The sequence below is a fragment of the Arthrobacter sp. WCS2018Hpa-7 genome (genome assembly GCF_031843805.1).
Lineage (GTDB): Bacteria > Actinomycetota > Actinomycetes > Actinomycetales > Micrococcaceae > Arthrobacter.
The window spans coordinates 259,710-283,509 of the sequence record NZ_JAVTJB010000002.1 but is presented as its reverse complement, the minus strand read 5'-3'; the positions used below and the strand labels follow the sequence as shown (position 1 = coordinate 283,509).

At 63.2% G+C, this 23,800-nt stretch carries 17 protein-coding genes and 1 pseudogene; 13 read left to right on the top strand and 5 right to left on the bottom strand.

Annotation, left to right across the window (positions count from 1 at the left end):
• The first annotated feature begins 2 nt into the window (after positions 1 to 2).
• Entirely contained in the window at positions 3 to 902 is a 900-nt protein-coding gene (gene purU, locus RQH14_RS03930; protein ID WP_311212032.1) for a formyltetrahydrofolate deformylase, read from the top strand.
• A gap of 91 nt (positions 903 to 993) precedes the next feature.
• On the opposite strand, the gene RQH14_RS03925 is transcribed toward purU, so the two are convergent.
• Positions 994 to 2,463, bottom strand: coding sequence for a PucR family transcriptional regulator ligand-binding domain-containing protein (locus tag RQH14_RS03925; protein ID WP_311212031.1), 1,470 nt, complete (start codon positions 2,461 to 2,463; stop codon positions 994 to 996).
• 107 nt (positions 2,464 to 2,570) lie between these two features.
• Between RQH14_RS03925 and RQH14_RS03920 the strand changes: the two genes are divergently transcribed.
• Both RQH14_RS03920 and RQH14_RS03915 read left to right on the top strand, forming a co-directional pair.
• Positions 2,571 to 4,130 carry a cytosine permease gene (locus RQH14_RS03920; protein ID WP_311212030.1) on the top strand — a complete coding sequence of 520 codons (1,560 nt, stop codon included), beginning with the start codon at positions 2,571 to 2,573 and terminating at the stop codon, positions 4,128 to 4,130.
• Positions 4,127 to 5,086: a polysaccharide deacetylase gene (locus RQH14_RS03915; RefSeq protein ID WP_311212029.1), complete on the top strand. Its 960-nt coding sequence runs from the start codon at positions 4,127 to 4,129 to the stop codon at positions 5,084 to 5,086. Before RQH14_RS03920 ends, RQH14_RS03915 begins: the two co-directional genes overlap by 4 nt.
• A 97-nt stretch (positions 5,087 to 5,183) precedes the next feature.
• On the opposite strand, the gene RQH14_RS03910 is transcribed toward RQH14_RS03915, so the two are convergent.
• Positions 5,184 to 5,687, bottom strand: a complete 504-nt coding sequence (locus tag RQH14_RS03910) for a DUF456 domain-containing protein (protein ID WP_311212028.1) — start codon at positions 5,685 to 5,687, stop codon at positions 5,184 to 5,186.
• A gap of 185 nt (positions 5,688 to 5,872) precedes the next feature.
• Between RQH14_RS03910 and RQH14_RS03905 the strand changes: the two genes are divergently transcribed.
• Together RQH14_RS03905 and RQH14_RS03900 are read left to right on the top strand one after the other, a co-directional pair.
• A complete protein-coding gene (locus RQH14_RS03905; RefSeq protein ID WP_311212027.1) occupies positions 5,873 to 6,538 on the top strand; it encodes an alkaline phosphatase family protein in 666 nt (221 codons plus the stop codon).
• Positions 6,539 to 6,556: 18 nt separating this feature from the next.
• Positions 6,557 to 7,522, top strand: a pseudogene (locus RQH14_RS03900) (alkaline phosphatase family protein); the annotation flags it as partial.
• Between the two features lie 112 nt (positions 7,523 to 7,634).
• Here the strand turns inward: RQH14_RS03900 and RQH14_RS03895 are convergent.
• Positions 7,635 to 8,825, bottom strand: a complete 1,191-nt coding sequence (locus RQH14_RS03895; protein WP_311212026.1) for an NADP-dependent malic enzyme — start codon at positions 8,823 to 8,825, stop codon at positions 7,635 to 7,637.
• A gap of 280 nt (positions 8,826 to 9,105) precedes the next feature.
• Positions 9,106 to 9,714, bottom strand: coding sequence for a TetR/AcrR family transcriptional regulator (locus tag RQH14_RS03890; RefSeq protein WP_311212025.1), 609 nt, complete (start codon positions 9,712 to 9,714; stop codon positions 9,106 to 9,108).
• Positions 9,715 to 9,919: 205 nt separating this feature from the next.
• Between RQH14_RS03890 and RQH14_RS03885 the strand changes: the two genes are divergently transcribed.
• From RQH14_RS03885 to RQH14_RS03850, 8 genes are all read left to right on the top strand, one after another.
• Entirely contained in the window at positions 9,920 to 11,047 is a 1,128-nt protein-coding gene (locus RQH14_RS03885; RefSeq protein ID WP_311212024.1) for a VCBS repeat-containing protein, read from the top strand.
• 51 nt (positions 11,048 to 11,098) lie between these two features.
• The gene (locus RQH14_RS03880; protein ID WP_311212023.1) at positions 11,099 to 12,247 is read left to right on the top strand and encodes a VCBS repeat-containing protein; all 1,149 of its coding nucleotides are present in this window, start codon (positions 11,099 to 11,101) and stop codon (positions 12,245 to 12,247) included.
• Between the two features lie 15 nt (positions 12,248 to 12,262).
• Entirely contained in the window at positions 12,263 to 14,116 is a 1,854-nt protein-coding gene (locus RQH14_RS03875) for an FG-GAP-like repeat-containing protein (RefSeq protein ID WP_311212022.1), read from the top strand.
• Positions 14,117 to 14,357: 241 nt separating this feature from the next.
• Positions 14,358 to 16,475, top strand: a complete 2,118-nt coding sequence (locus RQH14_RS03870; RefSeq protein WP_311212021.1) for an FG-GAP-like repeat-containing protein — start codon at positions 14,358 to 14,360, stop codon at positions 16,473 to 16,475.
• 42 nt (positions 16,476 to 16,517) lie between these two features.
• Complete coding sequence (locus tag RQH14_RS03865) at positions 16,518 to 18,344, top strand: VCBS repeat-containing protein (RefSeq protein ID WP_311212020.1); 1,827 nt, start codon at positions 16,518 to 16,520, stop codon at positions 18,342 to 18,344.
• 141 nt (positions 18,345 to 18,485) lie between these two features.
• Entirely contained in the window at positions 18,486 to 19,769 is a 1,284-nt protein-coding gene (locus RQH14_RS03860; protein WP_311212019.1) for a VCBS repeat-containing protein, read from the top strand.
• Between the two features lie 170 nt (positions 19,770 to 19,939).
• Positions 19,940 to 21,193, top strand: a complete 1,254-nt coding sequence (locus RQH14_RS03855; RefSeq protein ID WP_311212018.1) for an FG-GAP-like repeat-containing protein — start codon at positions 19,940 to 19,942, stop codon at positions 21,191 to 21,193.
• Positions 21,194 to 21,483: 290 nt separating this feature from the next.
• Positions 21,484 to 22,470 carry an FG-GAP-like repeat-containing protein gene (locus tag RQH14_RS03850; protein ID WP_311212017.1) on the top strand — a complete coding sequence of 329 codons (987 nt, stop codon included), beginning with the start codon at positions 21,484 to 21,486 and terminating at the stop codon, positions 22,468 to 22,470.
• Between the two features lie 2 nt (positions 22,471 to 22,472).
• Here the strand turns inward: RQH14_RS03850 and RQH14_RS03845 are convergent, their stop codons facing one another.
• Positions 22,473 to 23,777, bottom strand: a complete 1,305-nt coding sequence (locus RQH14_RS03845) for an MFS transporter (RefSeq protein ID WP_311212016.1) — start codon at positions 23,775 to 23,777, stop codon at positions 22,473 to 22,475.
• Positions 23,778 to 23,800 lie beyond the last annotated feature (23 nt).

The window sequence follows — 23,800 nt, the reverse complement described above, 5'->3', positions numbered from 1 at the left end:
CCATGACTGCCATCCAAACTGAAACTGCCGCCGTTGCCTCCCCGGAGACCACTGTGGAACACGTCCTCACCCTTGACTGCCCCGAAGGTCCGGGCATCGTGCACGCTGTGTCCGGCTTCCTGCTGGACCACGGCTGCGACATCATTGACAACAAACAGTTCGGTGACCGCGCCGAGGGCCACTTCTTCATGCGGGTCCATTTCGCGTCGTCCGGTGACGAATCCACGGTTGATGCGCTGCGGGAGGCGTTCTCCCCGGTTGGCGAGAAGTACGGCATGAACTGGCAACTGCAGCGTCAGGGCTACAAGCGCCGCGTGCTGATCATGGTTTCCAAGTTTGGGCACTGCCTGAACGACCTCTTGTTCCGGGCACGGATCGGCGAGCTGCCCATCGACGTGGTGGGCGTCGTGTCCAACCACACCGACCACCAGGGGTTGGCGGAGTGGCACGAGATCCCGTTCTTCCACGTTCCCGTCACGGCGGCCACCAAGCCCGCAGCCGAAGGTCGCTTGCTGGAGATCATCGACGAACTGGACGTGGAACTCATTGTCCTGGCCCGGTACATGCAGGTGCTCAGCGATGATCTGGCCCGCAAGCTTGATGGCCGCGCGATCAACATCCACCACTCGTTCCTGCCCAGCTTCAAGGGTGCCAAGCCCTATCACCAGGCTTACGCACGTGGTGTGAAAACTGTGGGGGCCACCGCCCACTACGTGAATGGCGAGTTGGATGAAGGTCCCATCGTCGCCCAGCAGGTAGTGGAAGTGGACCACACGTTCGGGCCGGACGATCTCGTAGCCGCCGGCCGGGACACCGAATGCAAAGCCCTCAGCAACGCCGTTCGCTGGCACTGCGAGGGGCGGATCATCCTGAATGGGAACAGGACGATCGTGCTGAAGTAGGGCTTTGCATCCCCGATTCGACGGCTTGCTGCGTCATAGATGGTTCCAACCGTCCAACCCGCAGCGGGCCGTCGAATTGGTGCTTAAGGGGCTACAACCGCGCCAGCCGCGTTGCCAGATGCAGCGCAGCCAGCCGGCCAGTCCCCCGAGGATCTCCCCCGCACAGCTCGAAGATCCGTTGGAGCCGGTGATGCAGGGACTGCCGTTCCAAGTGCAGCTCACGCGCAGCCTGGGCAGTGTTGCAGCCGGTATCCAGCCACACGGTCAGCGTCCTCATGAGTTCGGACTTCTTCAGGCGATCATGTTCGACGACGGCACCCAGCTGCCGCTGCACGAACCCTTCCCGCGTGGCCGGGTCCAGCGCCTCATGGGCAAGGAGCTCCACGGCCAGGGTGTCAGCATCCACAACACCGTGGCCGGCCGGGACCAGCTCCAGTGCCCGACGCGCCTCAGCCAAGGACCACGGCGCCTGATCAATGCCGGCCCCCAGCGGCCCCACGGCCACCACCGAACCAGCGGGCACCTCCAATCCCTGCAACGCCACCGTGAGCGCCCGCCGGGTGACTGCCCCATCGTCCAAGGCAGCCAGCGCGATCAGCTCAGCATTGTTGGCGTAGCTCGCGCTGTGCGGCACACACTCGCGCAGCAGCGCATCCACGGCCGGACGCAAGTGGCCTGCCCCGGTGGAGCGAATCACCACCGCGGCCACTTTACCCAGCACGGGAAACCCCGACGCCGGTCCGAGCTGCTGGAGCTGCCATTGCTGGCTCCCCGAATTGATGGCACGCATGAGTTCGATGCCCGCCAACTCCTTCAACCCCGGCGGCATCCGCTGCAACAGGGCCAGCCCGAGGATGTCCACGGATCGTTCGCCCGCCACCCGCGCGAGCCCGCCGTCGCCGTCGTCGGGCACGTGCAGTTCAAGCCGTGCGGCAAGGACGCCGCGCACCGGGACATCCACCGTGGTGACGCTGCCGCCGTCGTCCATGGCAGACGTCTCGCCGGCGGCACCGAGGGTAAGGCCCGACGGCGAGACCAGCCGCGCGCCTGCCCCCGTCCTTTCGGACAAAACAGCCAGGAGTTGGTCGAGCCCACCGCCGTGGGCAAGCTCGGCAGCCATGGCGTGGCTGGCTTGGTCGGCATGTTGGAGGTGCTCCACGGATTCGCTCACCAGCAGGGAATTGATCTCCTGCATCACGCCAACAAAGGGCACCACCTGTCGGAGCTCGATCACCGGCAGCCCGGCGGCCTCGGCAATTGTCAGCATGCCCGCCGGAATTTCAGGGAGTGCCGGACCCGTCTCCAGAGCCAAGGCCGCGATGCCTCGGGCGGCCAATTCCCGGACATAATTGGCTTGCCGCTCGGGGGTCACGCCGGCGAGCGCCTGCCCTCCGCTCAGCAGCAGTTCGCCGCCGCTGAGGAGCGGGGCGATATCCAGCACTTCGCTGGAATGGACCCAACGGACCGGCCGGGAGAGCGCGCCCGGCACGTCGTTGAGGACCAGGGGGTCCGCAGATTTCAGGCTTTGGTACTCCAAAGCGGCACCCAGCAGAATCGACATGACACTCCGTATGGTCGTTGGCGTCTTGTTTAGACACATCGTATCTTGTTGCTGTGATCTGAGGCACATACGCTGAAGGGGTCCCTTTCATACACGGAGGCTCCCCCATGCAAGACAACCTCTCCCCTTCGCCTTCCAGCCCAGCGCAGTCAGGTCCGGCAACGGCGCCGGGCCATGACAGCGAAGCCTGGCTCCAACCCATTCCTGAGGCAGACCGCACCCGCAAAGTTTCCGGACAGTTCTGGATCTGGGCCGGCGCCAACCTTGCACCTATTAACTGGGTGCTCGGCGCCCTTGGCATCCACCTCGGCCTCGGCTTCGCAGACACAGTGATTGTCCTGGTGCTGGGAAACCTGATCGGCATGCTGCTGTTCGGCTGCTTCGTTCTCCTTGGCCAGAAGACCGGCGCCACTGGCATGGTGCTCGCCCGCGCCGCTTTCGGCCGTCAAGGCAACTACCTCCCGGCCGCCATCCAAGCCCTGCTGGTGATCGGCTGGTGCGCAGTCAACACCTGGATCATCCTGGACCTGGTCATGGCGCTCTTTGGAACCCTTGGCTGGGTAGATCCCGAGGCCAAGAACTACGCCTGGAAGATTGGCGTCGCCACGGCGATCATGGCGGCCCAGGTTGCCATTGCCTGGTTCGGATACAAGGCCATCGCGGCCTTTGAAAAGTGGACTGTTCCGCCCACCATCATCATTCTGGCCGTCATGTCATGCGTGGCCTGGTTCGGCATGAAGATCGACTGGGGCTACGCGGGCCCGGCCGGCAACATCCTTGAAGGCTCCGAGCGCATCGCCGCCATGAGTGCAGTGATGACAGCAATCGGCATCGGCTGGGGCATCACCTGGTTCACGTACGCCGCCGACTACTCCCGCTTCGTCAGCACCTCCGTTCCCAAGCGCAAGGTCTACCTCGCCTCGGTCCTGGGCCAGTTCATCCCTGTCGTGTGGCTCGGCGTCCTCGGTGCAAGCCTGGCTACCAACAGCGGCGAGATCGACCCCGGAAAACTGATCGTTCAGAACTTCGGCGTCCTGGCCCTCCCGGTCCTCCTCATGGTCCTGCACGGCCCCATCGCCACCAACATCCTGAACATCTACACCTTCTCCGTGGCCACGCAGGCCCTGGACATCAAGATCAGCCGCCGCAAGCTGAACCTGTTCGTCGGCGTCTTCTCGCTCATCGCCGTCGTGTTCTTCATCTTCCAGGAGGACTTCGCAGCGGTTCTCGACGCTTGGCTGATCGGCCTGGTCGCGTGGGTGGCTGCCTGGGGCGGCGTCATGCTGGTGCACTACTTCTGGCTGGAAAAGCGCTGGCCGGCCAAGGTTGACCGCCTCTTTGATCCAGTTGGAACACGCCGTTTGCCCGTCATCAACTGGGCCGGAATCGTGTCCCTCCTGGTAGGCATCTTCTCCACCTGGCTGTTCATGTATGGCCTGGTTCCCGCCATGCAGGGTCCCATCGCCGTGGCCCTGGGCGGGTGGGATCTCTCCTGGCTGGCCGGCGGACTGACCAGCGCGGCGAGCTACGCCCTCCTCGGCCCGCGGGCACACAAGAAGTACCTGTTGGCGGACTCGAACCACGTATCGGCCACCGCTGCTGCCGCGGCCCCGGCCGGACCCGATGCTCAGGCAGTTCCCGCAGTTCCCGAAAGGACCACAGCATGAACCAGCCCGCTTTCGCTGATTCCCTCCACCAGATCACGTGGCCCGAGGGGTACCAGGCCGCGGCGTCCTTCACCTTCGACGTCGATGCCGAGTCCTGCACCATCGCCCATGATCCTTCCAGCACCAAGCGCATGTCCCTTATGAGCCACCAGTCGTACGGGCCCAAGATCGCCGTGCCGCGTTTGCTTCAGATCCTGGACCGCCAGGACATCAAGGGGACGTTCTTCATCCCGGGTTTCACGGCGGAGAGCTACCCGGACGTGGTCCGCAGAATCGCTGATGGCGGGCACGAGATCGCCCACCACGGCTACCTCCACGAGCCCATGCAGGGCATCGATGCTGCTACAGAAGCGAGCTACCTGGACCGCGGCCTGGAGGCACTGGCCAACGTCGCCGGGATCAGGCCCGTGGGGTACCGCGCTCCGTGGTGGGAGCTGAACTGGCAATCGCCCGCCCTGCTGGCGGACCGCGGCTTCCTCTACGATTCAAGCCTGCTCGACGGCGATGCCCCCTACCGCATGTCCGTCGCCGAGGGCGACTCCCGGGACATCGTGGAGATCCCCGTGGACTGGGCACTGGACGATTGGGAGCAGTACGGGTTCTACCCCGGCGTCACGGGCAGCGGGGTCATCGAGAGCCCGGCCAAGGCCCTGGAGATGTGGGCTCTTGAAGCCCGGGCGCACCACTCCCAAGGAAGCTGCTTCGTCCTGACCAACCACCCGTTCATCTCAGGCCGGCCATCCCGCGCCGTGGCCCTTGAGCAGCTGATGGAGCGTGTCAAGGATTTGGACGGCATGTGGGTCACCACGTTGGCCGAGATCGCGCAGCACACCAAGGACAATGTGCAGGAAATCCACACCCACGCACGGATCGAGATCCCGCTGTTCCCCGGAGCCGGAGCAACCTTCCGCCCCGCACAGGTCCACGTCCCCGCTGGACTGCCGGCGCACCAATAGATCCCCCGCCCCTCGCCTTCCGCCGAGATGGCAAAAGATGATAATCCCAAGCTCCGGGATTGTCATCTTTTGCCATCTGGGTGCAGTGTTTAGGCGCTTAGCCGTTTACCGCGTTGATCCACACTCCGATGATCCACGTGCTCGCCGCGGCACACGCCAGCCCGAACTCCACCAGGATCCCGATGCCCGTCGCCTTGAGCGCGGCACCACTGGATCGGACGGCAGTACGGAAGTCCCGCGTCCGTTGGACTTCGCTGAGCAGCAGCCCGACGGCGAACCCCACAAAGAGCCCCACCACGGGAATAACGAACATGCCCACCACGCCCAGCACCACGCCGATCAACACCGACCTGTTGGGAATGCCGTGTTGCTTCAGCTTCCGTCCGGTGAGCACGGCACTGGCGGCCATACCGGCCACCACAAACACCATGCCGACGGCGAAGATCACCCAGCCGAGCGGACCGGCGCCTCCCCAGATGGCCCAGGCCAGCAGGCTCGCGCCGATGAGAATACTGCCGGGAAGTACAGGAATAATGGTCCCGACGACGCCTACCGCAATGGCCAGGCCGCACAGGATGGTCACGAACAGTTCGGCGTTCATGATCCTCAGTCTAGGCGGGGTCCGTTGACAAGAAGCGACGGCCACGGGCCAGGCCTTGCGACACAGTGTTGTATGAACAACCGGCCAGTCAGGAACGATGCAGAGCACCGCAGCACCCAGGAGGCTTGGGAAACAAGAGATTAACGTCCCGAGAACTTGTATAGACAAGTAGCAATTTTCGTTGATTGGGAGCCATTGAAGCGGCAGGGTTGAGGAGTCAGGCCGTCGGCACCCACCGTGCCGAGGGCTCCCGTCTTGACCCGAACATGGAGATACCTTTGGACAACGCCCGTCCTTTCCGCAGAGCCTTGGCAACGGCCGCACTGACGCTCGCAGCCGCCGTCGTGCTTCCCTCAGCCGCGATCGCGGCACCCGCAGAACCCAGCGCTTCGGATGCCGCCAGCCGTCCGGCCAAGTCGTCCTACGCAGGCCTCCCCGATGGCACGAAGCGCAAGAAGACGCTGGTGATCGGCATCGATGGTGCAGCAATCGCCAAGTTCGGCACGGCCGGCGTGCCCACTATCCAAAGCGTGATCGACTCCGGCATGACCGCCAAAAGCAACCTGTTCGCCAACCCCATGGCACCCACCGTGTCCGGAGCAGGCTGGTCGAGTATCGCCACCGGCGTGTGGCCGGACAAGCACAACGTGGTGGACAACAACTTCACGGCCCCCAACTACAGCCAGTACCCCGACTACCTGAGCCGGCTCGAAGCAGCCCAGCCGAATGCCTCCACGTTGGTTGCAGGCACGTGGGCACCCATTCCGGAAAAGGTCTTTGGCAAAAACGTCGACCTTCGAATCGCCGGCGGCACCGATGCCGGCACCACAGCCAAAGCTGTGGACTACTAGTCCAACGGCAACCCTGACAGCACGTTCATCCATCTGGACGAGGTTGACGGCGCCGGCCACTCCTACGGCACCGAGCGCGAGGAATACCTCGCAGCCCTGCGCACCGTGGACCGGCAAGTGGGCGAGATCCTGAATGCCGTCAAGAACCGGCCCAGCTACAAGTCCGAAGACTGGCTGGTGGTCTTGACCTCCGACCACGGGCACACCCCCACCGGCGGCCACGGTGGCAGCACCCCGGCCGAGCGTCAGACCTTCGTAATCGCCCAGGGCAAGGGCATCGAGCCCGGCACTGTCCGCAACGACGTCAAAATCACGGACATCGCACCCACGGTCCTCAAACACGAAGGAGTAAAGTCTGACGCGGCCTGGAACCTGGACGGACTGGCACTCCCGGACATCGCACCGGACGCGTTCGATTCCCTGAAGGACAACCTGCAAACCCGTGCGGACGAGACCGGACCTGCCGCCGACGTCAAAGGCTGGACCGGGACTGCACCGGGAGGCTGGAACATCGACAACTCGGCCATGCCGGCTGGTGGCGTGACCGAATGGCGCGGCTGGTCCTTCGCCACGGACGAATTCTGGACCAACACCGACCGCAATCAGGGCCGTGAAACGTCCGTCCGCAACCGTAACGTCTTCGCTGTGGCCGATTCGGACGAATGGGATGACAAGTCCCACGCCGCCGGGCAGTTCGACTCCACCCTCATCAGCCCCGCCTTCAAGGTCAAGGGCGGTAAGACCGCAACGCTTTCCTTCGCTTCCAACTACAGGATCGACGGACCCCAGAGTGGCGAGGTTCTGATCAGCTACGACGACGGCGCCGCGCAGCTCGTGAAGGCCTACACCGCCAACTTCAACGGCTTCGAAAACCTGGCCTTGGAAGTACCCAAGGGCGTAAAGACGGCCAAAGTCAGCTTCCGCTATACCGGGACCAACAGCGCCTTTTGGACTGTCGACCAGGTAAGACTGGCGATTAAGTAACGCCGGTCAGCTGACCCGCCAGCGCCTGACTTAACAAAGAACGACGGCGACGCTCCCCAGCACGGGAGGCGTCGCCGTCGTCGGTCTTGCGCAGGTAACTCTGCTTGCCCGACTAGTCGGCTACGGCGGCAGCAACAGCCGCGGTGACGGCCGGCGCCACGCGGGCATCCAGCGGGCTCGGCACGATGTAGTCCGCGGAGAGGTCTTCAGCGGCCAGCTCAGCGATGGCGTTGGCAGCAGCGATCTTCATGGCGGGCGTGATGCGGCGGGCCTTGGCATCCAGTGCGCCACGGAAGATGCCGGGGAAGGCCAGCACGTTGTTGATCTGGTTCGGGAAGTCGCTGCGGCCGGTGGCAACAACGGCCGCGTACTTCTGGGCAACCTCGGGGAGAACTTCCGGGTCCGGGTTGGACAGGGCGAACACGATCGACTGATCGTTCATGAGCTTCAGGTGCTCTTCGTCCAGCTTGGAGGAGGAGACGCCCACAAAGACGTCTGCACCCGTCAGTCCCTCGCCCGGGCCACCGGTGACGCCGCGAGGGTTGGTGCGCTGGGCCATGCGGGCCTTGACGCTGCCGGGGTCTGCCACAAGATCGGCACGGTCAGCGTTGACCACGCCCTTGGAGTCGAGCAGGATGACGTCCTTGATGCCAACAGCAAGCAGAATTTCGGCAATGGCGATGCCAGCGGCGCCGGCGCCGGAAACAACAACCTTGAGCCCGGCCAGTTCGCGCTGGGTCACCTTGGCGGCGTTGGTCAGGGCTGCAAGAACCACGACGGCGGTGCCGTGCTGGTCGTCGTGCATGACCGGGCAGTCCAGGGCTTCGATGAGGCGCTCTTCGAGTTCGAAGCAGCGGGGAGCGGAGATGTCTTCGAGGTTCACGGCGCCGAAGCTGGGGCGCAGGCGGACCAGGGTCTCAATGATCTCGTCCACGTTGGTGGTGTTGAGGACCAGCGGGATGGAGTCGAGGTCTCCGAAGGACTTGAACAGGGCGGACTTGCCCTCCATCACCGGCAGGGAGGCGCTGGGGCCGATGTTGCCGAGGCCAAGGACCGCGGTGCCGTCGCTGACAACAACAACCAGGCGCTCGGCCCAGGTGTGGGTGCGGGCGAGCTCGGGGTTTGCGTGGATTGCGCGGCTGACCTGCGCAACTCCGGGGGTGTAGGCGATGGAAAGGTCGCGCTTGTTGTTCAGCGGCACGGTGCTGGAAATGGTCAGCTTGCCGCCTTCGTGGGCTGCGAAGATCTCTTCTTCGGTCAGTACCAGGGCGTCGTTGTCTGTAGCAATTGTCTCAATGGACACGTCTTTGTCTCCTCAGGCTAGCCGTGGACCCACGGCATGGTTCGGGCAGGAACAGAACTGCTGTAGCGGACCAAGGATGGCTGGTCCGGCGTTGCTTCTGCAGATAGGGGGCTGCTAGCCGCTTCGGTGTTTCCAGCCTAAGGAGCCTGCGGGGGTACAAGATTCAATACCAAGAGAGACGATTCGAGAGTAAAACGTTCAACCAGCTCCAAATGTGATCCAGGTCATGCGAAAAACCGTGTTCAGAAGTCCTGCTGGTCTAGACCAGCAGGCGATTCCGTCATTCTCCGGTCAGCAACGAGCAGGCCTTCTTGAGATCCTTTTCCGCCTCGAACAGGGACAACCGCCGGCATCGGACGGCTTGGACAAGCCCACTGACGAGGTGGAGCAGGATCCTGGCACGCACGGCATCCTGGCCGGTGTCCTTGCTGAGCGAACCCACCACTTCCTCGGACAGCGCATCGATCTCGCGCAGCAACTGGGCGGTGTCGTCGTCCTTGCCTGCAGGACGGATCAAGCAGTGCTCTACCCCCGGCTGCATGACCCTTAGGTGGAATATTTCCATCATCAAACCCGCGAGCGCGTGCCCTTTGCCCTCGCGGCGGCGGACGCCGTCCCGGAGTTCACGCAGCTGCTGCCTGTACACGGCCAGCATCAGGTGGGCTGTGGAGGGAAAGTAGCGGTACAGCGTACCGAGCGGAATGTCAGCCCTGGCCGCAACGTCGGAAAGGCTCAACGTATCGAACTGCCTCTGGGCAAAACCCTCAGCCGTCTTCAGGATGCGGGCATAGCGCAGCTGCTGCCGCGGGGTGGTGGGCGCGGCAGCCATACGGGGCAACCCCGTGGTCAGGTCAAGGGAATACGGTTCCAGTGAGTTTGAGGCGGGCATTTCCGGCGATCTCTTGGCAGGCTGACAAGGAAGCGGCCGGCTGGGGTCAAAGACCCGCGGCTGGCCGATCGCATCAATGATACGGGAGCTAAATGACCGTTTCCTGAGAGCTCATCAGACAAGAAAGCGCGCACGCCGCTCCCGGCCATTGGCGCTCAGCGCACATACACTGCAGGCAGGTCTGGATCACGGGAGGAACGCACACATGGGGACATTTCGACGCCGGATGGCAGCGGCGCTGCTGACCGCCGCTGTGGCGGCCATGGCACTGAGTCCGCTCCCGGCGTCGGCCGCCCAAAACAGCGGGCCTGATCCCGTCCTCAGCGGAAAAGCGTTCGTTGGCCAGACGTTGACCACGGATATCGGCCCTTACACGTTCTACGGCTGCGGCGGCGGCAAGGGTCCGGACTTCACCATCTACTGGACCAGGGACGGATTCCTGGTGGCCGGCGAGACCGCCCGCACTTACGTACTGCAGTCCGATGACACAGGGGCCCGGATGGCCGCCCATGTCACCGCCAGCAAGACTGCCTGCGGCGGCGAATCCCTGCACAGCGACGAAACCAAACCCGTAGGCGCTGCCAACCGGGCGGCCGGGTTCACGGGCAGGAGCTTCGAGTTGTTGGCCCGCGGCACCGACGGCGCGCTGCAGCTCTACGGCCGAAAGGGAGCCGCGTGGGAAGCGGCCCGGACGGTGGGCTGGGGTTGGAACATTTTCAACCTGACTTTCTCGCCGGGCGACTTCAACGGCGACGGCAAGGGCGATGTGATCGCCAGGGACGCCGCAGGAACCCTGTACCTCTACGCCGGTGACGGAACCGGCGGCTGGAAACCGGCACAGACCATCGGCAAGGGCTGGAACGTCTTCGACACGATCGTGAGCCCCGGAGACTTCAACGGCGATGGCCACAACGACGTCCTGGCCCGCGAACCCGGCGGCGCTCTCTATCTGTACCCGGGCAATGGTTCCGGAGGCTGGTTGGCAAGGACCGCCGTCGGGCAGGGCTGGCAGATGATGGATGCGCTGCTGACTCCGGGAGACTTCAACGGCGACGGCAACGTGGATGTGCTGGCACGGGACCGCAGTGGCTATCTCTACTTCTACGGTGGCAACGGCGCGGGCGGCTGGACGAGGTCATGGTTGATCGGGGTCGGCTGGAACGCGCTGAAAGCAGCGGGCGCCGCCGGGGACTTCGACAATGACGGTTTCAACGATGTCTACGGCGTCGATCAGCAGGGTCGGTTGGTGATCTACTACGGCAACGGGCGCGCAGGATGGCGCGGGTCTGAGATCGCCGGTAATGGTTGGAGCGGATTCACAGCGATCTTCTAGAGAAAACCCCCGCGCGGTAGAATTAGCCGCATAAAGTCTGGGGAGGACATCATGAACGCACCAACGCGCCCTACGTCAGGTGTGCGCCGGGTGGTGGCTGGCATTGCAGCGGCGGTCGTTGCCGCAGTCGCCTTCACGCCGGCACCCGCCATGGCAACCATGGATCCTTCGAATCCCGTGGTTCATGGTGCACCGTTTGTTGGCTCAACACTCACGCTTGAGATCGATCCTGCTTCCTACCGTGGCTGCGGCGCCGCTGCCGGACCGGACTACGGCATTTACTGGACCCGCGACGGCGTTCGGGCCCAGGACCACTGGGCGTGGTGGACCTACACGCTCGATGAGTCAGATCGCGGCAAGACCATCGCAGCCCACGTGGTGGCCAGCCAGAACGGATGCGAGCCGCTGGAAGTCTCCAGCGAAGAGACCGCTCCGATCTCCGCCTCCAACAGGGCGAACGGCTTCACAGGGCGCGGTGCCTATGAAATGCTGGCCCGCCGCACTGATGGCACCCTCATGATGTATCCCCGCGTCAACAACGCCTGGGAATCCGCAAGGACAGTGGGACCGGGCTGGAACGGCTTCGGAACGGTAGTCTCCCCCGGCGACTTCAACGGCGACGGCGCCAACGACATCCTGGCCAAGGATTCGGCCGGCAACCTCTTCCTGTACGCGGGAACGGGCAACGGCGGTTTCCTCGCCGGACGCCAGGTAGGCAGTGGCTGGAACGCCTTCAACTCGATCGTTTCGCCCGGCGACTTCAATGGCGATGGCACCAACGACCTCCTGGCACGCGATGCCGGCGGCCTCCTCTACCTCTACCCGGGCAACGGCGACGGCGGCTGGCTCACCCGGTCCTTGGTGGGCAGCGGATGGAACGTGGCCAACAAGGTCATCACCCCCGGCGACTTCAACGGCGACCACAATGTGGACATCCTGGCCCGCGACACAGCAGGAGCTTTGCGCCTGTACAAGGGCAACGGAGCGGGCGGCTGGGACGGTATGGCGGTGGTCGGCCAGGGCTGGGGCGGCATGGCTACCATTGGCGCGGCCGGCGACATTGACGGCAACGGCAACGTGGACGTCTACGCTGTGGACGGTTCAGGGCAATTGCTCGCTTACTACGGCGACGGCGACGGCGGCTGGAACGGCGCCGGTGCCATTGGTTGGGGCTGGGGCGGTTTCAACGCAGTCTTCTAGGATCTGGGGGATTCCATGACATTTCTTTCTTCTGCTCTGACTTCCCGACGTCCGCTGCGGCTGGGTTTCCATCTCCTCCTGGCCGTTCTCCTGTGCGCTGCCCTCGCCATCGCGGTTCCGCCGCCGGGCGCCAACGCAGCAGGCCCGACGCCGTTGCCGACTGTGGTGACGCGGACTTCACCCGCCACCGTGGTTCCCGGCAATACCATCTCCCTCTCCTTCACCCTGAGCGGGCCGGCCCAGGAAGTGGGATTCGCGTACGTCAACGAGGACACGCTGGAGCAGGCCATTCTCTACGGACCCACCAGCGCAGCTCCGGGACCCTACAGCGCCCAGGCCAAGGTGCCGGTCAACGGAAGCGCATTCAAACGCACGGGCCGGTACAAACTCCTCAGCGTCAACATTGTGCTTCCCGCGGGGCAGGGATCCGTGCGCTACGGCCGCGACGGCAACATCCTCTTCTTGAGCCAAGGCCTCGAAGCGCCAACGCAGCGGCCCGGCGCCCTGGACGGCGTGGACTTCGCCGTCAACAACCCCAATTACCCGCTCATCGACAACCCCAATACCAAAGCACCAGTCGTGTCCGGAGTGGCCCGCTACGACCAAGTGCTGACCACTGACAACGGCACCTGGACCTACCCGCCCACCGGCTTCGCCTACCAGTGGCTGCGGAACGGCCAACCCATCGCAGGCGCTACCGTCAACAGCTACCGGGTGGCCGAAGCCGACCTGGACCAGACCCTGTCCGTCCGGGTCACGGCCACCCGCGCAGGGTACCGGGCTGTGTCGGCGTCCTCCCTGCCGCTCACCCCCACCTCCCCCATCACCGCAACAGCCCCTGCGCTCCAAGGCAAGCTGACCGTGGGCGAAAAACTCACTGGTGTCTTCAACGAGGGCAGCGTCTCCACCGGGACAGCCGGCGGTGCCGTCAGCGTCAGGTACGAATGGGTGCGGAACGGTACCCCGATCAACGGGGCCACCGCCAAAACCTACACGTTGACCGCGGCCGACCGTGGCGCCGTCGTCGGCTTCCGCGCGGTAGTCCAGGCCGGCAATCCGGCCACGGCCACGCGCCCATTCACGGTGTACAGCCGCACCGTGGTGCGGAACAAGGCCCACACAGCAGGGTTCGACGCCGGTACCTCCTTGGACCTGTTCGCCCGGAACGCCGCGGCGAACCTTCTCCTCTACCCAACGGATGGCGCCGGACGATGGCAAGCGGCGAAAACCATCGGGTATGGCTGGGATGTGTTCGACCTCGTGTTCAACGCTGGCGACTTCAACGGCGATGGGCTCAACGACGTCCTGGCACGCGACGACGCCGGCACGCTTTTCCTCTACCCAGGCAACGGGACGGGCGGTTGGCTGCCGCGCAAGGAAGTCGGCTGGGGATGGGACGTCTTTGACTCCGTCATCGCAGCCGGCGACTTCTCAGGAGACGGCGCCAACGACCTCCTGGCCCGGACCCCTGCAGGAGCTCTTGTCCTCTACCCCGGAAACGGCGTGGGCGGTTTCCGCTCCCCGGGCGCGGTAGGCCAGGGCTGGGATGCCCTCAGCCAACTCTTCTCCCCCGGCGATTTCGACGGTGACGGCAACCCCGACGTCATGGGCCGCGACAATGCCGGGAACCTCCGCCTCTACGGCGGCAACGGCAGCGGGGGCTGGACCACTGCACGGTCCATTGGCACCGGCTGGAATGTCATGTCGCGCATCGGCGGCGCAGGAGACTTCAACGGCGATGGCCTCAACGATGTCTGGGCGATCGATTCCGCCGGGCAGCTGAACATGTATTACGGCAACGGCAGCGGCGGCTGGAAGGGCGCGGGTGTGGTCGGTTGGGGCTGGGGCGGATTCACCGCCGTTTTCTAAGCCGATTTTGGTTGAGTTTTGGGTTTGACGCGCGACACATTTAGGCGAATAACGATAATCCAATCCCAATAGCTGTCCCCGGTGAGGCCGGGCTGTATTCTCATCTCAATTGGCCTCGACAGGCCGCTCTGGTCTGCACCATTTTGGGGGAATCTTGGGGTCTCATCCTGCTCTGCGCTTTCGCGCTGCGTCCACCGCTGTTCGAGCTCTTCTGATGGCGCTGGCTTTTACTTTGGCATTCGTGGTCTTGACCCCCATTTCACCCGCCGTGGCTGCTACGCCTGTCCTCTCGTCTTTTGCGCGGATTTCTCCTTCAACGGTCGACGCCGGCGCCCCAGTCAGCTTTTCCTTCACCACCGCCGCTGCGGTCAAGCGTGTTGAGGTTGGGCTGCGGAGTGCTGCGGGAACCCACATTCTGGCCTGGACCTCCGCCGGAACCAAGGCCGGGACTGTGGCCGGCGTTGCCTCCCCGTCCTCGTGGCCGAACGGCACGATTGAGGTCAGCTACGTCCAAGTGATTACCACTGTGGGCGCGTCGCAGGTGTACTACCGTGGCGGCGGCGTCTACTCGCCCGGCACGGGCACCTCGCCATTTGGCGATCCGGCGGCGCAGGACTTCAAGATCAAGAACCCGATGCTGCCCTACACTGCGTCTGTCCCTACGTCGCTTGTGCCGGAAAAAGCCACCTTCGCTCCCGGCCAGACCGCCGGGGTCCAAGTCAAGCTCTCCCAGCTTGCCCAGTCAGTACGGCTGATCTACCGCGACGCTTCCGAGGTCACCACCTTCGAGCTGGCATGGACAGGCACCCCGGCACCGGGAGCCCAAACCGTCACTGCAACAGGTGCGGTCACGGCTGCACAAGCTTCCGGTGCGTACACCCTGGAGCGCATCGAGGTCACGTACTTCGATGGGCTGGCCAAGGACTCTTACCTTCGCGATGGGACGCTGGAGCGGACCTCGCCTGTTCCCTTGGGTACCGCCGTGCGGGCAGGGCTCGCTACCGGCGATTTCGCGGTGAGCAACCCTGCGAAGATGCTGCAGAAGCTGGTCCCAACGGTTGCGCCGAGTATTGCGGGGGATCTGGTTCCCAATACGGTCCTCAGTATCCAGCGCGGGACGTGGCCCGTGGAACCGTCGTTTTCAGAAATCCAGTGGTACCGCAACGGCGCACCCATCGACTACGCGACCAAAGACACCTACCAGTCCAACATGTATGACGACCCCGCAAACATGATCTGGGTCAAGATGACCGTACGGGCTGCGGGTTACCTCCCTACCGGCGTCTCCACTTTGGCGTTCGGGCCGATGCCCCGCAGGGTCTGGGTCAGCAACCTGCGCATCACCGGAGACGCGTCAGTGGGCGGCGTCCTCCGGCTGGAGCATGGTGCTGCCGGCGTCGATCCCGAGGGCGGCCAGCCTGGCTATACGTACGTCTGGAAGCGCAACGGCACGCCCATTCCGGGCGCCACGTCCCGCGACTACCGGACAACCCTGGCTGACAAGGGAAACATCATCACGGCCGGGGTAACGGCCCGCTTCGACGCAGGCTCGGCTATCACCGAAGTTGTAGACCTTGTGGGACCGTTGGCCGACAAAACCCGCGGCAAGGGCTTCAACGCGGACGGCACAGGGGACATCTTCGCCCGGGACACCGGCGGCAACCTGTGGTTGTACCCCAGCAACGGCAGCGGCGGCTGGTTGCCCGCGCAGAAGATCGGCCAAGGTTGGAACGGGTTCAACTCCCTCTTCTCACCCGGCGACTTCGACGGCGACGGAAACGTGGACGTCATGGCCCGCGACGGTGCTGGCAGGCTCTTCCTATACCAAGGCAATGGCCAGGGAGGCTGGCTTCGATCGTTCCAGATCGGGCAGGGCTGGGGGTCTGTCAAGGACATCGTGGCACCGGGCGACTTCAACGGTGACGGTACCGCGGACCTGATTGCCCGGGATGCATCGAACACTATGGTGATGTATCCCGGAAATGGACGTGGTGGCTTCCTGACCCCTTACACGCTCAGCGGTGGTTGGGGCGATTTCAATGCCTTTGTCTCTCCATCGTCGCGCTCCATCTTCGCCCGTGACAGCTCAGGTAATCTACGGTACTACTCCGGCTCCGGCAACGGATACTTCCACGAAAACGCATGGACCCCCAACGTCTTCGGCGCTTATGCAGGCTACGGCTGGGAAGGTTTCAGCCGGATCGGTGCACCGGGAGATTTTGATAGTGACGGTGTGCCGGAGGTATACGGGATCCACCCTGACGGACGGCTCACCATGTTCTACGGGTTGGGACATATCGCGCTGAAGCGCCAAGCCACCATCGGTTGGGGCTGGAACGCCTTCAACGCTGTCTTCTAGGCCATGCTTACACCTACTTCACACCATTCGAGGGAAGACATCATGACGACTCGGACCGCTGCGGGGCTTGTCCCCATCACGTTTCGGCGCTTTGCTGCCCTGCTGGGACTCGTCCTGGCCGCAGTGATGCTGGCGCCGTCCGGGACCTCCCCTGCAGCGGCAGCGGAAGACCCCGTGCCAAAGCTCGTTTCCGTCCAACGGATGTCCACCCCCACTGTTGCCGCCGGCGGAACGGTAAAGATCACCTTCACCTTGGCGGAGCCCGCCCAGCGCGTAGAGTTCCGTTACACCGACGAATCCCAAGTCACCGAACACCGCGTCGTTTGGTCGGGGACACCGGCGGCCGGGCCGCTGACCGCAACAGCTTCGTCTGCGGTGGCGTCCAACGTTTTCTTTAACGGCCTCCACACGTTGAAGAGTGTGACCATCACCTACGGCCAGAGAATGCTGACTTACAACCGTGGCTCCACCTACGAAGAGGTACTCCCGGTTGCCTGGGAAACCTTGGACTTCACGGTAAGCAACCCCACCAAAGCCCTTGTTCCCAACGACAACCTGACCATGCCGGCGCTCGGGATCCGGAAGGAAGCGGGCTACTCGTATCCTGCCTTCGACGTCAACCACGGAACATGGACCGCGCCGCCATCGGCCTACACATACGAGTGGTTCCGGGACGGCATCTTCAAGTCCTCCGGCAGCACCTGGTTCGATGTTCCGGACAAGTACGCCGGCACTGGGTCTGGGCTCACGCTGAAGCTCACTGCGTTGGCAACCGGGCGCCTTCCCGAGACCGTCGAGACCAAGCCTTTCTACCTGGTGGACGCCGCGGCCCCGGACATCTCCGGCTATCCGGGGGCGCGGGGGTCCGTGAAGGCAGCGTTCGATCCCTCCACCATCAAGGGACTCCCCATGGGAGCGAAACCGACTGTCAGCTACCAATGGCTCCTGAACATTGCCGATCCCATCCCTTCGGCCACAGGGGCCAGCTACAGCCCTAAACCTTCAGATGCCGGAAAGCGGCTCGGCGTGGCGGCCGTTGTCAGCTACGACGGCAGCGTCGTAGGCCTCTTCCGCAGCGCCGATGTGACGGTCAAGCAGCAGTCACTCCTCCGGGACTTTGACGGAGACGCCAGGCCGGATGTCATCACCAGAAAGCCCAATGGCACACTGACGCTGTTTTCCGGGGACACGTATGGCCAATTCAAGAGCACGAGCAAGGACATCGGCTGGGGATGGGCTGGATTCACTGCTCTGATGTCGCCTGGTGACTTCGACGGTGACGGCAAAATGGACGTTATGGCGCGCGATAAATCCGGTCAGCTGTGGCTTTTCCGTGGAAACGGCGCGGGCGGCTGGCTCGGTTCCTCCGTCATTGGGACCGGCTGGGCAGGTTTCAGCGAGATCATTCCGGCCAGCGATTTCAACGGTGACGGGACCAGCGACGTCCTGGCGCGCGACCCGCAGGGGCGCCTCTTCCTCTACCCCGGCAATGGGCGGGGCGGATGGCTAACCCCAACGCAGGTAGGACAGGGGTGGCAGTCCTTCAACAAGGTCTTCACTCCCGGCGATTTCAGTGGCGACGGGGTCTCCGATTTCCTTGCCCGCGGAACAGACGGGAAGCTCAGCGCCTACTACCCCAACGGCAAGGGTGGATGGCTGTCGTCGAGGACGCTGACAGGAAACTACTCATCCAGCATCTACATGGGTGGCTTGAGCGGATTCAACCATTCCGACCGCTACAACTACTTCTTCAGCGTCTCCGACCAAGGCGTGTTCACCACCGAGGCACTGGGCAGCGACTGGAACAGCTACTATCGACAGACCGGCCAAGCGGGGACGGGATGGGGTTACCTTACGGCCGTTTTCTAAACAGATTTCGGTTGATTTCAGGGTTTGACTTGTCTTTTCATTGAACATTTGCCAGCAAATTCCCAGACTGTCGTTCCGCCGTTGTACTCTCAATTCACTGACACCGCCGGCCATCTGGGACCGGCTTGATTTGGGGGAACAATGGGGATCACTCCTTTGCGCCGTGTGCGTCATTGGTTGGCCGCGATTGCGGGCGGAATCATTCTGGCTGGCGGGCTGGGCTTGGCACCTGCAGCTCAGGCCGATGACACGTTCGCGCCGGTGCCGGTGGCCGTCTCCACGACACCGGACTCGATCGCTTCCGGCGGACAAGCAACATCCAGGGTTACGGTCCAAGCTTCGGGTCCCATCACCGACGTCTACGTGCTCTTCCGCAACACTGCCACTGGCAAGCTCCATACGCAGATGACCCAGGGCTCCTACAGCGCTGCCGACTCAACCTACTCGTTCGAGGTGTTCTTCGCCCAAGGCACTCCGCCAGGAACGTATGTTGCACAATATCTGCAGATCCTCACCGCTGCCGGTCAGGAGATCGGCTACTGGCGCGACGGTTCACTGATCCATAACCCAGGCAATCTTCCGGGCTCCGGCACTGCTGCTGTGGCTCTGGACGCCCTGGACTTCAATTACGTAACCCCCGTGGACATTGACCGGCCCCACACCTCGGGCTCCTACCGCACAGAGTACTGGGATCCGTACACGATGAGCCTTTTCATCCGTGACGCCGGGGGCCGCCTGGGCCTCTTCCCCACCAATGGCACCGGTACGTGGAAGCAGGCTTATGAAGTCGGTTCGGGTTGGAACATTTTCAACCTGATGTTCTCCTCCGGAGACTTCAACAATGACGGCGAGAACGACGTTATTGCCCGCGACGGTGCCGGTTCCCTGTTCCTCTATCCCGCGGATGGTCAGGGCGGCTGGTACCCCCGTCAGCAGATTGGTTGGGGCTGGGGCATCTTCACTTCTGTTTTCGCTGCCGACGATTTCAGCGGAGATGGCAACAACGACCTCTTGGCCCGCAAGCCTTCCGGGGAACTCGTCCTGTACCCGGGCAACGGATACGGCGGCTTCCTCGGTGCGTCAACAGTTGGCTGGGGTTGGAGCGGCATGACGTCTGTCTTCTCACCCGGGGACTTTAACGGCGACCACAAGCCCGACGTACTGGCCCGCGATTCGGCAGGAAACCTGCACTTCTACGGCGGCAATGGCAACGGAGGCTGGACCACCAGCGGCCTGACCGGCCAGGGCTGGAACGCGATCACCAAGCTGGGAGGTGCGGGAGACTTCGACGGCGACGGTGCCAACGACGTCTGGGGCATCGACACCTCCGGCCAGATGCGCATGTACTACGGCAACGGCTCCGGTGGATGGAAGACCTCTGGCGTTGTCGGTTGGGGATGGGGCGGCTTCAACGCGGTCTTCTAGACCATCCTCCTGGCTGATGGCTGAGAGCCTCCTCCGGATTCGGCCGGAGGAGGTCTCCTTCATATATTCGCTGGTTTCCCTGAACCATTTACGGGGCGAACACCAAAATGTAGTGTCATCTCAATTGATCTCAGCTGGTCCTCTCCGGCCAGTCATTCTTGGGGGAATCCTTGGAACTTGTTACTGCCCCGCGGTCGTCCGCGCCCGACCGTCCGCGCCGCCTCCTCGCGCTGCTGACGACGTCCGTGCTGGTCGGGACCCTGGCTGCTCCCTTCATCGCGGCTCCTGCCAGTGCAGCGGCGCACTGGGAGGCCCCCGTCCGAGCAGGTACGTTGCTGCCGGCCGCGGCCCGTCCGGTGTACATGGGCCAACCCCAACTCAACGGAGACCCCACAGTGGGCGGCCTCCTCAAAGCAGAACTGGGCGGATACGCTCCATTCGTCATTCCCGAGGGCGGCACGCCTTCCTTCACTTACAAGTGGACCCGGGATGGTCAGGCCATACCGGGTGCCAACGGCTCAACCTACCGGGCCACTTCGGGTGACCTCGGCAGGGTAGTCGCCGTCTTTGTCACGGTTTCTTACGACGCCGAATCCCGGCTCACGTTACAAGCGGACTATCCGCTGAGGATCGCCGCCAAGCCCCGCGCCCGGGGGTTCAACGGCGACGACACCCTGGACATCTTTGCCCGCGATGCCGCCGGCCGCCTGCTCCTCTACCCCACTGACGGCCGGGGCAACTGGCGTGCAGCCCAGGTACTGGGGACAGGATGGAGTGTTTTCAATGCTCTGTTCTCTCCGGGTGACTTTGACGGGGACGGCGCAGTGGACGTTATTGGCCGTGACGCGCATGGGCGGTTGTTCCTCTACCAGGGCAACGGCACTGGAGGATGGAAGAACGCCTTCCAAATTGGCCAGGGCTGGCAAAACTTCAAGACGATTTCGTCTGCCGGCGACTTCAATGGGGATGGAAGCAACGATCTGATTGTTGTCGATCAATGGCATCAAGCCATCCTCTACCCCGGCAACGGGCGGGGCGGATTCCTACAGGCCTACGGAGTGGATACCTATTGGGTCAACGGCGATCCGGTCTTCACAGTGGGCCACTTCGGCGGGAAGAGCAGTCTGGGAATCGTCAGCCGAAACTACGGCTATCTCCGGCTTTATGAAGCCAGTCGGAATGGCCGGCTGGATGGCGCCCGCACGGATATCGGATGGGGGTTCAATGACTTCCCGTTCGTGGGTTCGGCGGGTGACTTCAATGGGGATGGCACTGTAGATATCTTCAGCGTTGACACCGCGGGACGGCTCACGATGTATTACAACAAGGGAGCCGAGTACCTGACAGGCGGACGTCCGGACATCCGATGGTACGGACAATCCGTAGTCGGATGGGGCTGGGGAGGGTTCACGGCCGTTTTCTAGGCATTCAGTATTGACCACTTCGCACATTTCGGCCAACCCCACTATGAGGAAAAATATTGAGCTCCTACCACCCATCACGCTTGGCCGTGCCCAGGCGGCGGTAACTTCTTTCAGCCCTCACGACATCCCTCGTTGCAGGACTCCTGCTGGCTCCGGCATTGCCCGCGGTAGCTGCCAAGCCAATACAGGCGGTCCCGACGCGTCAGGTTTCCATGGAGCCGCCCCAACTCGTTGGCGATCCGACAGTGGGCGGGCTACTGGCAGTACACCTCTTCTCGCTTCCTCCTTCAGTGACACCTGAAGGAGGAAACCCCTCGTTCTCCTACTACTGGACCCGGGACGATCAGGTCATCCCCGGCGCGACTGGACAGACCTATCGGGCAACGGCCGCGGATTACGGCCGCGCTGTAACAGCGTTCGTGACCGTTTCCTACGATGTCGATTCGACGCTTACACTGCGCACAACTGAGACGCTGCGCATCGCGGCAAAACCGCGGGCAAGAGGATTCAATGGTGACAACACCATGGACATCTTCGCGCGGGATTCCTCTGGCCGGCTATTGCTGTACCCAACAGACGGGCACGGCAATTGGCAGCAGGCACAGGTGATTGGAACGGGATGGAACACCTTTAACCACATCTTCTCCCCTGGAGATTTCGATGGGGACGGCACGGTGGACGTCATGGCCCGCGATGCGCTGGGACGACTCTTTCTTTATCAGGGAAACGGCGCTGGTGGCTGGAAGAAGGCAATCCAAGTGGGCCAAGGCTGGCAAGAGTTCAGCGCGATAGTAGGAGTTGGTGACGTCAACGGCGACGGCACCAACGATGTATTGGTCAAGGACAAATCAAATAACGTGGTGCTGTACCCCGGGAACGGCAGGGGCGGATGGCTCCAGTCGTACACCGCCGGATGGGCATGGTGGCTCTATGACGTGATCGTGGGAGTCGGTCACTTCGGGGGTACGAGCAAGTTGGAAGTAGCCGGACGGAACGCCTACGGTGGACTCCAAATGTTCCAGACCCGGCGCGACGGATGGTTCATCAACTTCGCCGGGACCGTTGGCTGGGGTTGGGGTGCGCTAACCACCATCGGCTCAGCTGGCGACTTTGATGGAGACGACAAGATCGATGTTTACGGCATCGACCGGAATGGGATCCTCACCATGTACTACGGCAGGGGCGCCGACTATCTGCCGGGTGCCTTTTCTAGTAGCCCTTGGAAAGGCCAGGAAGCAGTCGGCTGGGGATGGGGTGGCTTTACCGCAGTTTTCTAGGCCTAGTCAACACTCTTGATCTTTATCACGAACACGGCTCCTAAGAGCCCAATGACGGCGGCGGCTACGTACAGCGAGATGTAGCCGCCCCAGTAAGCCACAAACGGGAACGCAATCAATGGGGCTATCACCTGGGGCAGCGAGTTCGCGATGTTGATGATGCCCAGGTCCCGGCCCCGGTCCAGTGCTGTAGGCAGGACTTGGGTGATCAGCGCGAAGTCCACGGCGAGGTAGGCTCCGAATCCGATTCCCAGCACCGCAGCACCGGCAAGTCCGCCGATCCAGGTGGGAGCAAAAGCGAGGATCAGCGACGCTGCAGCGATGATGACGGATGACGCGATAACCAAAGGTTTCCGCTTGCCCATCCTGTCGCTCAACCGCCCACCCACAACGCTGGTGATGATCACGGTGACTGCATACAGGCCGGTGAGAATGAGAACGCCGAACTCCGGCTTGATACCCTCGGTCTCCTCAAGATTTACAGCATCGCTGAGGAAGAAGAGCAAATACAAAGTGACCATGTGGTTGCCCGTACTGACCAACAACCTGGTCAACCACGCCCAGGCGAAGTCCGGGTAACGTTTGGGCGAAACCCAGAAGCCCTTGAGGAATTCAGCCAGCTTGAACGCGGAGCGGTCGCCTGGCGACAGGGGTTGATCATCGCTCTTGAAGAGATAAAGCACGACGCCGGCCAGCAGCGCTGCCGCGCACACCCAGTAACCAGCCGCAAAGTTACCGGCGACGACGGCAGCGATCACTGCGCCGACGAGGATACCTACTGTCTGGCCCATGGCCGCCAACCCGCCGACGGTTCCGCGCTGAGGCACCGGAACCCGGTCCGGCACGGCCGCCGTAATTGCCGAGTACATGGCGTTGGCTCCGGCCTGTACAAGGCACCACAACACGGTCATGACGGCAACGTTGGGAGCGCCTGCCAAGGCGACCAAAGCCGCAGCTCCAAGGATGGCACCCATGAGCACCCAGGGAACACGCCGCCCGAACCGTGAGGTTGTGCGGTCGCTGAAAGCGCCGAACAGGGGGTTGGCCACCATGGAAACGGCGGCACCACAGCCGGTGACCAACGCCAGGATCGCTTCCTTCTGGCCGTCATCAAAGTGGGCTGCCTGCTGACCCAGCAGTACTTGGAGGGGTCCAAAGAAGGCAGCGTTGATGCCCAGGTTGACCAGCACCACTCCTGTGACCCAGATCGGCCGAACTGGAAGAACAGGTTCGGCAAGCGCCGTGGTTGTTCCGCCGCGGACGATGGCAGGATCCGGCACCGGACCCGGCAGGTCGGACAGGCTCATGGCAGGTTCCCCCTCATTGAATG